Origin of the sequence: Fructilactobacillus frigidiflavus, assembly GCF_044054575.1 — a bacterium.
GTDB lineage: Bacteria > Bacillota > Bacilli > Lactobacillales > Lactobacillaceae > Fructilactobacillus > Fructilactobacillus frigidiflavus.
Genome location: NZ_CP168716.1, coordinates 1,327,342 through 1,340,798, shown reverse-complemented (window position 1 = coordinate 1,340,798; position 13,457 = coordinate 1,327,342). Strand labels below are relative to the sequence as shown.

General features: G+C 35.5%; 10 protein-coding genes. 9 read left to right on the top strand and 1 reads right to left on the bottom strand.

Annotated features, from left to right (window positions below; all coding sequences use genetic code 11):
- The first annotated feature begins 4 nt into the window (after positions 1–4).
- The 8 genes from era (at position 5) to ACEPSS_RS06680 (ending at position 9,693) form a co-directional block, all read left to right on the top strand.
- Positions 5–916 (top strand): GTPase Era, encoded by a 912-nt coding sequence (gene era, locus ACEPSS_RS06715; RefSeq protein WP_395318546.1) that lies wholly within the window; start codon positions 5–7, stop codon positions 914–916.
- A 16-nt stretch (positions 917–932) separates the two neighbouring features.
- A complete protein-coding gene (recO, locus tag ACEPSS_RS06710; RefSeq protein ID WP_395318544.1) occupies positions 933–1,703 on the top strand; it encodes a DNA repair protein RecO in 771 nt (256 codons plus the stop codon).
- Between the two features lie 281 nt (positions 1,704–1,984).
- The gene (glyQ, locus tag ACEPSS_RS06705) at positions 1,985–2,953 is read left to right on the top strand and encodes a glycine--tRNA ligase subunit alpha (protein ID WP_395318542.1); all 969 of its coding nucleotides are present in this window, start codon (positions 1,985–1,987) and stop codon (positions 2,951–2,953) included.
- Entirely contained in the window at positions 2,953–5,031 is a 2,079-nt protein-coding gene (gene glyS, locus ACEPSS_RS06700) for a glycine--tRNA ligase subunit beta (protein WP_395318540.1), read from the top strand. Before glyQ ends, glyS begins: the two co-directional genes overlap by 1 nt.
- 32 nt (positions 5,032–5,063) lie before the next feature.
- On the top strand, positions 5,064–6,899 hold the full coding sequence (gene dnaG, locus ACEPSS_RS06695; protein ID WP_395318538.1) for a DNA primase: 1,836 nt from the start codon (positions 5,064–5,066) through the stop codon (positions 6,897–6,899).
- A gap of 15 nt (positions 6,900–6,914) precedes the next feature.
- Entirely contained in the window at positions 6,915–8,120 is a 1,206-nt protein-coding gene (gene rpoD / locus ACEPSS_RS06690) for an RNA polymerase sigma factor RpoD (protein WP_395318536.1), read from the top strand.
- A gap of 69 nt (positions 8,121–8,189) precedes the next feature.
- Positions 8,190–8,897, top strand: a complete 708-nt coding sequence (locus ACEPSS_RS06685) for a tRNA (adenine(22)-N(1))-methyltransferase (RefSeq protein WP_395318534.1) — start codon at positions 8,190–8,192, stop codon at positions 8,895–8,897.
- Positions 8,884–9,693 (top strand): Nif3-like dinuclear metal center hexameric protein, encoded by an 810-nt coding sequence (locus tag ACEPSS_RS06680; protein ID WP_395318532.1) that lies wholly within the window; start codon positions 8,884–8,886, stop codon positions 9,691–9,693. Before ACEPSS_RS06685 ends, ACEPSS_RS06680 begins: the two co-directional genes overlap by 14 nt.
- 67 nt (positions 9,694–9,760) lie before the next feature.
- On the opposite strand, the gene ACEPSS_RS06675 is transcribed toward ACEPSS_RS06680, so the two are convergent.
- On the bottom strand, positions 9,761–9,949 hold the full coding sequence (locus tag ACEPSS_RS06675) for a DUF2929 family protein (RefSeq protein ID WP_395318530.1): 189 nt from the start codon (positions 9,947–9,949) through the stop codon (positions 9,761–9,763).
- 125 nt (positions 9,950–10,074) lie between these two features.
- Here ACEPSS_RS06675 and dnaE point away from each other — a divergent pair, with 125 nt between their 5' ends.
- A complete protein-coding gene (gene dnaE / locus ACEPSS_RS06670; RefSeq protein ID WP_395320515.1) occupies positions 10,075–13,407 on the top strand; it encodes a DNA polymerase III subunit alpha in 3,333 nt (1,110 codons plus the stop codon).
- Positions 13,408–13,457 lie beyond the last annotated feature (50 nt).

The following is a 13,457-nucleotide window of genomic DNA, read 5'->3' as shown; positions in this document are numbered from 1 at the left end:
TTAAATGGAAAAAGCAGAAAATTTCAAATCAGGATTTGTTGCCATTGTTGGTCGGCCCAATGTGGGGAAATCAACCTTTTTAAATCGGGTAGTTGGCCAAAAAATTGCCATTATGAGCGATAAAGCGCAGACTACGCGGAATAAAATTCAAGGAGTATACACCAATAAAGATGCCCAAATTGTCTTTTTGGATACTCCTGGAATTCATAAACCAGAAAATAAATTAGATGAATATATGGATGCGTCTGCCTTATCATCATTAAGAGAAGTTGAAGCAGTTTTATTTATGGTGAGTGCAACAGAAACTCGCGGTGCTGGTGATAACTACATCATTGATCAATTAAAAAAGGTTGATGTTCCAGTTTACTTAATTATTAACAAAATTGACGAAATTAATCCTGATAAGTTATTAGTTATTATGGATACGTACCGCAAAGCTTATGATTGGGCAGAGGTTTTTCCAATTTCTGCTTTGAAAGGTAACAACGTTGATGAATTAATTGATAATTTGATTGATCATTTACCGGAAGGTCCGCAATATTATCCCGATGATCAAGTGACTGATCATCCAGAGCGGTTCATTGTTCAAGAAATTGTGCGAGAAAAGATTTTAGAAAATACGCGTCAAGAAATTCCTCATTCAGTGGCGGTTTACGTTGAAAGTATGAAAACCAACGAAAATGGTAAGGTTCAAATTGAAGCTTCAATTATCGTTGAGCGTGAAGGACAGAAACGAATTATCATTGGGAAAGGTGGCGCCTTACTGAAATACATTAGTATTGGTGCTCGTCGCGAAATTGAAAAATTACTTGGTAGTAAAGTTAACTTGAAACTTTGGATTAGAGTTCAATCTGGTTGGCGCGATAAAGATACGGCTTTAAATAATTTAGGTTACAGTGAAAAAAATGATTATTAATTAGTGGGTGAGATTTGTGGTAAATACTAAAAGTAAACCATTTCATGGAATATTAATTTATCGCAAAAATTATCGAGAACATGATATGCTGGTTAAATTTTTTACTGCTGAGGCCGGCAAAAAAATGTTTTTTGTGCGGGGAGCTAATCGGCCAAAATTTAAAATGGTAAGTGACATTTTACCGTTTAGTTATGGAACCTACGAAGGTGAATTACGGGAGACCGGTTTGTCTTACATCGATAGTGGGAGCAGCGTTAAACATTTTGAACAAATCAGTGAAGACATTTATCTGAATGCTTATGCTACCTATCTGATGGGATTGCTTGATGCTGCTCTTCCTGATAACGTTCCGGATAAACTATGGTTTGATAAACTTTTTTATGCTTTAAATTTAATTAATAACGGATTTGACGCCGAAATTATTACAAATATCATCGAAATTCAGCTATTGCCGTTATTTGGAGTTGCTCCCGATTTTCGCAATTGTGCAATTTGTGGTGAAGAACATCCAATTTATGATTATTCAGAAAAGTTTGGTGGCTTAATTGGTGAATCAGAATTTGCTTTGGATAGTCACCGGATGCATTTAGATCAAAAAACGATTTACTATTTACGGTTATTTTCGGCAGTTGATCTTACCAAAATTAACAACATTAAAGTTAACCGGATTACCAAGCAAAAATTACGCCAAGTAATTGATAAAATTTATGATAATTCCGTTGGTTTAAATCTAAAAAGTAAAAAATTTTTGAACCAAATGAATAGTTGGAAAATTAAACTTGATTAGTCAATAATAATTGACTGAATTAAAGTATCAAATTATAATAAAGGTAACTAAATATTTGACACAGATAAAAGAAGGTTGTTAATCATAACAATTCAGCGATACCATGTTAGTGCGAGATGGTAATTGTTTTTAACAATTGGCGCTTTTTGAGTCAATCCGTTTCGAGATGCTGATTTTTACAATCAGAAGTAGGGTGGAACCGCGACTAAATCGTCCCTATGCAGGAGTATGTTTACTTTTGCATAGGCTTTTTTATTTGTTTGGCAAAAGGGGGAGTTAACATGACAAAAAAAATGTCAGTACAAGATATTGCTGCTACATTAAAATCATATTGGAGTAACCAGGGTTGCATGATTATGGATGCTTATGATACCGAAAAAGGGGCTGGAACAATGAGTCCGTTTACTTTTTTGCGTGCAATTGGTCCCGAACCATGGAACGTGGCTTACGTTGAACCTTCAAGAAGACCCGCAGATGGTCGTTATGGTGAAAACCCAAACCGTTTATACCAACATCATCAATTTCAAGTATTGATGAAGCCTTCTCCAGACAACATTCAAGAATTATACATTAACTCATTAAAGGAACTTGGAATTAATCCACTTGAACATGATATTCGATTTGTGGAAGATAACTGGGAAAATCCTTCTATGGGTTGCGCTGGGGTTGGTTGGGAAGTTTGGCTTGATGGAATGGAAGTTACTCAATTTACCTACTTCCAAGTCGTTGGTGGACTTCAAATGGATCCCGTTGCCGTAGAAATTACGTATGGTTTGGAACGTTTATCATCATATATTCAAAACGTTAATAACGTATTTGATCTAGAATGGTCAAATGGCGTTAAATATGGTGATATTTTCAAAGAACCGGAATACGAACACTCAAAATATAGTTTTGAATTAAGTGATCAAGAAATGCTTCACCACATGTTTGACGCTTATGAAAAAGAAGCTAAACGTCTAATCAAAGAAGGATTAGTTCATCCAGCTTACGATTACGTATTAAAATGTAGCCATACTTTTAACCTTCTTGATGCACGAGGAGCCGTTTCCGTGACGGAACGGGCCGGCTACCTAGCTCGAATTAGAAAAATGGCTCATGGAATTGCCCAAGCTTTTGTCCAAGAACGGCGAAAACTTGGTTTCCCATTAATCAAAGACGAAAAACAACGTGAAGCGGTGTTGGCTGAATTTGCTAAGCGTGATGAAAAGAAAAATAAACAAAAAAAGAACAAGGGGGATAAAAAATAATGACACATACATTCCTATTAGAAATTGGGTTGGAAGAAATGCCAGCTCATGTTGTTACCCCAAGTATTAATGAATTAGCTGAAAAAACCGAAAAATACCTGAAAGAAAATTGGATTTCATTTGATAAAGTTCAAAAATTTTCCACTCCAAGAAGATTGGCTTTAGAAATTTCTGGTTTAGCCGATAAGCAACCGGACATTGATGAAGAAGTTAAAGGTCCAGCTGAAAAGATTGCTAAAGATGCTGATGGAAACTGGAGTAAAGCAGCGATTGGGTTTACTCGTGGACAAGGTTTAACCCCAGAAGACATTACTTTTAAAGAAATTAAAGGAACTAACTATGTCTTTGTTAATAAACACGTCGCTGGAAAACCGGTTGCAGAAGTATTAGCTGGGTTGGTTGATGTGGTTGCTGCCATGAATTTCCCAACGATGATGAAATGGGGAACAAATAAGTTCCAATTTGTGCGTCCAATTAAATGGATTGTCGCTTTACTAGATACCGAAGTAGTTCCAATGGAATTAGTTGGCGTTAAATCAGGACGCGAATCGCTAGGACATCGTTTCTTAGGTCAAGCTGTAAAGATTGCGAAGGCTACTGACTACGAAGCTGATTTGGCCAAAGAATTCGTAATTGTTGACGCTGACAAACGAAAAGCTAAGATTAAAGCACAAATTGAAGCAATTGCCACGGAAAATAACTGGAAAGTTGATATTGACGACGACTTGCTTGAAGAAGTTAATAATTTAGTTGAATATCCAACTAGTTTTTACGGTACTTTTGATAAACGGTTCTTAGATATTCCACGTGAAGTATTAATTACCTCAATGAGAAATCACCAACGGTTCTTCTATGTAGAAAATCAAGCTGGTGAATTATTACCTTTCTTTATTTCAGTTCGAAACGGAAATTCAGAATTTATTGAAAATGTGATTAAAGGAAACGAAAAAGTTTTAGCTGCACGATTATACGATGCAGAATTCTTCTATCAAGAGGATCAAAACCATGATATTGAGTATTTTGTTAACAAATTAAAGAACGTTACGTTCCATGACAAAATTTCAACGGTTTATGAAAAAATGCAACGAGTTCAAGTAATCGCACGTTTAATTGGTGAAAAAGTTGGATTAGATGCTACCCAATTAGCGGATTTACAACGGGCTGCAGAAATCTATAAATTTGACTTGGTTACTGGAATGGTTGGCGAATTTTCTGAGTTACAAGGAATCATGGGGGAAAAGTACGCTTTACTATTTGGTGAAAATCCTGCCGTTGCTACTGCTATTCGGGAACACTATATGCCCATTTCTGCTAATGGGGAACTTCCTCAATCAAAGGTTGGAGCAGTTTTAGCCGTTGCTGATAAACTTGATAGTGTAATGACATTTTTTGCCGCTGGGATGATTCCAAGTGGGTCAAATGATCCTTATTCCTTAAGACGGCAAGCTGCGGGAATTGTAAGCATTGTTGCTGATCAAAAATGGCGCTTACCATTAGCTGAATTAATGAATCAAATCGTAACCGATGAAAATGAAGCCAAGGTGGCACCAGCAGTTGAACAAAAATCTGTTATTAATGATGTCATTTTATTTATTAAAGAACGAATTAAACGAGTTTTAAGAGCGGAAAAAATAAAATTTGATTTAGTTGATGCAGCTGTTAATGCAACTAGCACTGATATTTTGTATAACATCAATAGTGCCAAAGTGCTTAATAAGCATAAAGACGATGCGGATTTCAAAGCCGTTATTGAAGCTTTAACCCGTGTTGAAAGAATTTCTAAGAAAGCTGATTTTAAGGCTACCGATTTATTTGTAGATCCAGCCTTGTTTGAAAATGATGCCGAATTAAAGATGAATGCTGAAGTTGATCGAATTTCACCAGATTTTGATAAGTTAACGGCAGCTGATGCCTTTACTAAACTTGCTAGTTTAGAACCAGCTATTAAATATTATTTCGATGAGACCATGGTAATGGCAGAAGATAAGTCTGTTCGAGAAAATCGTTTGAAGGAACTTACTAAGGTCGCTCAAATGATTAATTATTTTGCTGAAGTTGATAAAATTGTCGTTAAATAAAAAAGTAAAGCAATTGAAAAGTGGTGTTGTTAATGGCTAAGATCCCCGAAGAATTTGTGGAAAAAGTGCGTAATAACACTAATATTCGTGACATTGTTGGACAATACGTGCAGCTAAAAAAGGCTGGAAAAAACTTATTTGGTTTATGTCCTTTTCATGAGGAACGAACTCCATCTTTTTCAGTCAATGAAGAAAAGCAAATTTTTCATTGCTTTAGTTGTGGACGCGGTGGTAATGTTTTTAGTTTTTTGATGGATCTAAAGGGACTTAGTTTTCCTGAAGCAGTTGAGATGGTTGCAAAAGATGATGGCATTGAATTACCTAGTAATGCTAATTGGAATCAACCGTCACCACAACAACAAAAGCTCAAGCCATTAATTGAGATTAATGAAGCCGCAGCAAAGTTATATCACCATGTTTTAATTAATACCAAATTAGGTGAAGAGGCCTTAAATTATCTAAAGAAACGCCAGATTTCTGACGAAATGATTGAAACGTTTAATTTAGGTTATGCTCCGAATGAACGAATCCTTAAGAAATATTTCGAAGAGAAAAAAGCTGATTATCAAGCTTTACGAAAAACGGGCTTATTTACCGAAACTAGTGATGGTGAATTACGTGATCGGTTTGCCGGTCGGTTAATGGTGCCGATTCGGAATGAACATGGGAAAACGGTTGGTTTTTCCGGTCGGTTACTGCATAAAGATGAAGACATGCCTAAGTATCTTAATTCACCGGAAACCGAGTTATTTAATAAACGAAAGATTATGTATAACTTTGATTTGGCTAAGCCTGAAATTAGACAAACTCATGATGTCATCCTTTTTGAAGGATTTATGGATGTGATTTCTGCTTATCAAGCTGGAGTAAAAAATGGTGTGGCTTCGATGGGAACTAGTTTAACCGAAGAACAAATTTATGACTTACAACGAGTTACTAAACAAATTTACGTTTGTTATGACGGTGATACTCCGGGACAAAAGGCAACCAATCGAGCAATTGATCTACTAAAAAAGAATGGCAACTTGAACATCGGCATTATCCAAATGCCGGATGGGATTGATCCAGACGAATATCGGCGTAGTCATGGGGAAGTTAGTTTTCAACAAGTAGTTAAAAATGGACGTGAATCAATTGTTAAATTTAAAATTAATTATTTACGAACCCAATTTAATTTAACTAACGAAGAAGACCGCTTAGCTTACATCGATAAAGTTTTGCATATTATTGCTGGAGTTGAAAATAATGTTGAACGAGATGTGTATTTAAAAGAATTAGCTGATCGTTTAGACCTTAGTTTAGCCAGTTTAGAAACCCAAACTGAAAAATATGCTAACGTAATTCAAAAAAGAAGCCAAAGTAATCGGAATCTGAAACGTTTTATTCAAACTCCCACGGTACTTAATCAGGAATCTAAACATTATTCTCGAATTGAAAATGCAGAACGTCATTTATTAAATATGATGCTGCATAATTCGGAAGTTTGGAAAAAAGTAAGGCGTAATAACGATTTCGCTTTTGTCCATGACTTATATCAACAAATTTTTATTTTTGCTCAAGAATACTTTAGGTATCATGCTGAATATAACGCCGCCGAATTTAGTGATTTTGTAGGCGAAACTAACCTTCAAGCAACGTTGGCTGAGTTAGAAATGACAAATGATGATACTCAGTATAATGAGGAAGAAATCGCGGATTGTGTTAAAATAATAATGCAAGATGCACCGATTATGGAAGAATTAGAACAGAAAAAAGCTGACTTTAATAATGCAAAACAACTTGGTGATGAAATATTACAGCTAAAATTAGCAACTGAACTGATTGATTTACAAAAACGCTTGCAAAATTTGAAGTCAGCAGAAGATTAATGGGAGGTCATTAGAATGGCAGAAAACGAAGCGAAAAAGAAAACTGAAATAAAAAAATCAACTCCCGAAGCAAAAAGTAAAACCGCCGCAAAGCGTGCAAAAACTACTAAAGAACTAAAAAAAGAATTTGATGATAAAGGATTCAAGAAGGTTTATAAAGAGTTAGTTAAGAAGAACAAAAAAATTGGTCACATTACTTATGAACTATTGGAACAAGAACTTCAAGTTCCCTTTGATTTAGATAAAAAACAAATGGAAAAAGTTCTTGAACAAGTTGAAGATGATGGAATTAGCATCGTTGATGAACATGGTGAACCAGATCCACGGGCCTTAAAAGCTGCTAAAAAAGTTACCCAAAAGGAATTGAAAAATGCTGCCAGTTCTAAAGGGGTTAAAATTAATGATCCAGTTAGAATGTACTTGAAAGAAATTGGTCGGGTACCCTTACTTACAGCTGACCAAGAAGTCCAACTAGCCCTAAGAATTGAAGAAGGCGATGAAACTGCTAAGCAAGAATTAGCAGAAGCTAACCTAAGATTGGTTGTTTCAATTGCTAAACGGTATGTTGGTCGTGGAATGCAATTTCTTGATTTAATTCAAGAAGGCAATATGGGGCTTATGAAAGCTGTTGAAAAATTTGACTACCGCAAGGGATTTAAATTTTCAACCTATGCTACTTGGTGGATTAGACAAGCCATTACCCGTGCAATTGCTGACCAAGCGAGAACGATTCGAATTCCTGTTCATATGGTTGAAACCATTAATAAACTAATTCGAGTTCAACGTCAGCTACTTCAAGATTTGGGACGGGAACCACTTCCTTCAGAAATTGGTGCCGAAATGGATATGCCAACTTCTAAAGTTAGAAATATCTTGAAGATTTCTCAAGAACCAGTTTCTTTAGAAACCCCAATTGGTGAAGAAGATGATTCCCATTTAGGTGACTTCATTGAGGATAAGGATGCTACCAGTCCTGAAGAACATGCTTCTTATGAATTACTTAAAGAACAATTAGAAGGGGTTTTAGATACTCTTACTGATCGTGAAGAAAATGTCTTAAGATTAAGATTTGGACTTGATGATGGCCGAACTAGAACACTTGAAGAAGTGGGAAGAGTCTTTGGTGTTACTCGTGAACGAATTAGACAAATTGAAGCAAAGGCTTTAAGAAAACTTCGTCATCCGTCGAGAAGTAAACAACTAAAAGATTTCTTAGATTAATTAAAATTAAAAAACAGGGACTTTTGGTCTCTGTTTTTTATTGAGAAAAATAAAGGAGTTAAATTTAATATGGACGCAAAGCACCTTTCAAAAAGAATGCAAGCAGTCGCTGATTTAGTCCCTAAATCAAATACTTTAGCAGATATTGGATCAGATCATGCCTACTTACCAGCCTATTTATTAGAACAAGGGATTGTAAAGTATGCAATTGCTGGAGAAGTGGTTCAGGGACCCTTTGAAAATGCCCAATCTGAAATTATTAACCAAAAATTATCTAACCAAATGGAAGCTCGGTTAGGCAATGGATTAGCCGTAATTGAAGCTGCTGATCAGGTGGATACGATTACGATTGCGGGAATGGGTGGAGAGTTAATTACTGACATTCTAGAACGTGGTAAAAATAAACTAGCAACTCATCCCGTTTTAGTATTACAAGCTAACGTTGATGAAAATACCCTACGTCGCTGGCTTGCGCATCACCAATATGAGATTACGGGGGAAAATTTAGTTTATGATGCCGGTCATTTTTATGAAATGTTTCGGGCCGAATACGTTGCAGATCATGAAGTTTCCTATACGAAAGCGGAACTTGACTTTGGTCCCTTATTGTTAAAGGAAAAATCAGCTACATTTCGAAATAAGTGGAACGAAAAATTAGCCAAAAATCGGTTTATTTTAGATAAATTACTTAATTCTAAATCACATCCCGCTGAAAAAATTGCGAAGACTAAAACTAGAATTGCAGAAATTGAAGGTGTTTTAAATGACAACGATTAATGAATTTATTAAGCGTTTTGAACAATTTGCCCCAATTGAACTTCGTGAAAATGGTGATCCAACTGGATTTCAAATTGGAAATAAAAATGCTGAAATAAAAAAAATCATGACTACCTTAGATGTTCGTCCTGAAACCGTCCAAGAAGCAATTGATAATGGGGTAAACTTCATTTTTACTCATCATCCTGTGATGTTTCGTCCTGCTAAAAACCTTGACTTAAGTAATCCACAAAATCAAATGTATGCAGATATTTTGAAGCATGATATTACTGTTTATGCAGCGCATACTAATTTGGATAATGCGAACGGCGGAATGAATGACTGGTTGGCAACTGCAATTGGATTAGAAAACATTTCCGGAATGATATTGCATGATACAAATATTAATCATGCAGCGCATTATTTAGGAAGAGTCGGTGATTTACCCCAAGCCATTACTTTTAAAGAATTGGCTCAACAATGTAAAAAGCTTTTTAATTTGCAAGGTCTAAGAACGGTAACCAATAATCCTGATAAACTAGTTAGACGGATTGCGGTTCTTGGAGGTAGTGGAGGTAAATTCTATCCTGATGCAATTAAAGCTGGTGCGGATGTTTATATTACTGGTGATTTGTATTACCATACCTCGCAAGATATGCTAGCTGAAGGTCTAATGGCAATTGACCCTGGGCATCACGTTGAAAGTATTTGTAAATTAAAGTTAAAAGAACTGTTTGAAAAATGGAAGGGCGAAAACGACTGGCAATTCGAAATTATTGCGTCTGAAATTTCAACTGATCCGTTTACCTTCTTATAAAAATAAAAGCCTTATAATAACCGTGTTCAAATCGGTCATTATAAGGCTTTTATTTGTGAAAATCAGGTTAAGGTTTCATTACTAGTTTAAGTAGGTTAATTCCTACGAGAGCAATTATGGCACCAACAATTGCAGCTTGAGCAGCAATTGTCTTAGTAAAAGTAGCTTGTACCAATGCTGATCCAATATAACCAATAACTTCTCCGTATACAATTCCCCAAAATAGGGTTGTTAAATTTGCAGCGATAGTTTTCATTAGACACACTCCCTTATTTCACTAGTATTTTATCACTATCACAGATAATTGCAATTAAGAGTTATCAGAGTTTTAAATAATCGTTCTTTGTTATAATAAAGGCAAAAATGAAAGGTAGTGGAAAAATGACCTATGTACCATTGCAAAATCTTAGTTCATATAGTTTGTTACAAAGTCCGAATACCCTACCAAAATTAATTGATACGGCTAAAGCACGCGGATATAATACATTAGCTTTAACCGATAATAACGTTATGTACGGTGCGGTAGCTTTTTTTAAAGAAGCCACTAAAAAGCAAGTTAAGCCAATTATTGGATTAACTTTAACCGTCAAGGGCTCTATTTTGACTGAACATGAATTTAAAGTCGTTTTATTAGCCAAAAATAACCATGGGTATCAAAACTTGATGAAGATTTCTACCCAAGTCATGACTAATGAAGACTTTGTTTCTTTGGCAACTTTTAAAGATAATTTAGCTGATTTATTTGTCTTGCTTCCGACTAGTAGTGAGGTACAAAATCTAGTTAGTTATGGAAAATTAGCTCAAGCTAAACAAGTGTTGGAAGAACTCAAAGATGTAGTCGATGAAAATTCATTAAGGCTAGGAATTAACGTTAAGCCAGATAAACTTACTGATTTGCAACAATTGGCTAAAGCGACGGACACCAAGTTAATTGCCTTAAATGAAGTTGACTACTTAAAAGCTGATGATTTATTCAATACGCAAGTTTTAAAATCAATTGATAATGGAAATGTTTTAGAAGATCCGGAAGAACAAAAGCGTCAGTTAGGTTTAAATTGGTTAGAAGGACAGTCTGAAATTGAGCATAAATATGATAAATTAGGCTTAACAGAAATTTTAGCTGAAAATCAATTTGTGGCAGAAAATTGTAATGTACAAATAAAAAAAGAAACACCGCATTTGCCCAAATTTCACACCCCCAATTCAGAAACATCGGCGGAATATCTTTCTCGATTATGTTTAAAGGGGCTCCAAAAACGATTAAACGGAACCGGTGCTGATTATCAAGTCTATTTGGCAAGATTACAACATGAATTAGAAGTTATTAACCGCATGGGTTTTGATGATTATTTTTTAATTGTTTGGGATGTTATTAATTTTGCGCACCAACACGATATTTTAACGGGACCTGGTCGAGGATCAGCTGCAGGGTCAATTGTAGCTTACACTTTGGAGATTACAGATGTTGATCCGATTAAGTATGATTTATTGTTTGAACGTTTCTTAAATGAAGAACGAGCCCAAATGCCAGATATTGACATTGACATTCCAGATGATAAACGTGATCAAATCTTGAATTATGTCCACGATAAATATGGCGATGACCGAGTAGCACAAATCATTACCTTTGGGACTTTAGGGGCAAAACAATCCGTCCGAGATGTTGGACGAGTCTTTGGAATGACTCCTACAGAAATGAATGGTTGGAGTAAAGCAATTCCTACTCATCTTCATGAAACTTTAAAAAATGCGTTAGCTGAATCACAAGGATTAAAAAATTTAATTGCCGATCAACCCATTAACCAACTCTTGTTTGAAACGGCGCTAGAATTAGAAGGGCTACCACGACATTATTCGACTCATGCTGCGGGATTAATTTTGAGTGATGAGCCAATTGAAAAAAAATCGCCTTTACAAATGGGAAATGAAGGACTTTTAATGACCCAGTATTCTAAGTATTACGTTGAAGACGTTGGTTTATTGAAGATTGATTTTTTAGGGCTTCGTAATTTATCGATTATGGCCAATATTTTAAATTTAATCCATCAACAAATTGATCCTGATTTTGCAATTACGAAAATTAATTTAAACGATCCACAAACCCTCCGCTTATTTCAAGCTGGCAAAACCAACGGAGTATTTCAATTTGAATCAACAGGGATTAAAAATGTGTTACGCAATATGCACCCAACGAGTTTTGATCTCATTGCAGCGGTAAATGCTCTGTATCGTCCAGGACCAATGGAAAATATTGATTTGTTTATCAAAAGGAAAAATAATCCTGATCAAGTTCATTATCCGAACCAAGCCATCGAAAAAATTTTGAAGCCAACGTTTGGCATTATTGTTTATCAAGAACAAGTTATGCAATTGGCATCAACCATGGCAGGGTTTACCTTGGCACAAGCGGATGTTTTACGACGTGCGATGAGTAAAAAGCACAAGAGTGAGATGGAAGCTATGAAGGGGAGTTTCTTAGCAGGAGCCCTTAAAAATGGCTATTCAAAAGAAGTTGCGAAAACTACGTTTGATTACATTGAAAGATTTGCGGGCTATGGGTTTAACAAATCGCATGCCTTTGCTTATAGCAAAATGGCATTTGAACTAGCCTATTTAAAAGCCCACTATCCGGGTCCCTTTTATACTGCCTTATTTAATTCAGTTTTAGGTAATAAATTAAAGATTAAAGCCTATGTTCAAGAAGCACGAGATGCTGAGATCAAAGTTGAAGCACCTAGCATTAATGAGAGTATCGGTGATTTTATTTATTGCGATGGGCAAATTAGGTTTGGGTTTAGTGTAATTAAAGTCGTGCGCACGGACTTTATTAAAGCAATTATCGCTGAAAGAAACGCTAACGGAAAATATCGGGGGTTACAGAATTTTATTAATCGGATGCCCGAAAAATATCGTAAAGAAGATCAATTGAATGCGTTAGTTTATGCAGGGTGTTTTGATGATTTTGAATATAATCGACGCGAAATGATTGAAGCTATTCCTAAATTAATTAGTTCATCAGATATTCCAGATAGTTTATTTTCTGATGTTCCGGGAATGGAAGTTAAGATTCAAAAAAAGGCTGAATTTCCAGATTGGCAAAAAATCAATTTTGAAAATGAGTATTTAGGGACCTTTTTATCTGGACACCCAGTGGAAAGATATCGAGATTTGCAAAAAGAACTTCATGCACTTAATACCTCGGAATTAGTTAACGAACAAAAAAACGTTAATTCAGTTTTGTTAGTTAACCATATTAAACTAATCAGAACCAAAAAAGGGCAACAAATGGCATTTGTAACTGCTAGTGATCAATTCGGCAGTATTGATATTACCATCTTTCCCTCCGTTTATAATCTCGTTAAACCGTGGTTGAAACCAAACCTGATAGTTACAGTAACGGGGAATGTTCAAGACCGTCGGGGATTACAAATTGTAGCTAATCGATTAGAAATTGCCGCAAATCTGGTTCACCAAGCTAAGCAAAAGCAAGCGAAGCTATTTGTTAGAATCGATGATGAGCATGATTCCAACCTAATAATCCAAAATTTAAAAGATTTGCTACTGGCTAATCATGGGGAAAGTTCGGTTACTTTGTATCAGGTTAAAGTTGCTAAGTATAAACCGTTGGCAAACCAATATAATGTTAATATTAATGCCCAATTACTGGCACAACTGGAAGAATTGTTAGGAAAAAGGAACGTCGTTGTCCAATAGTTTTCGAGATTAGATACAGACAACTTTTTATAAAAGTGTTACAATTACTT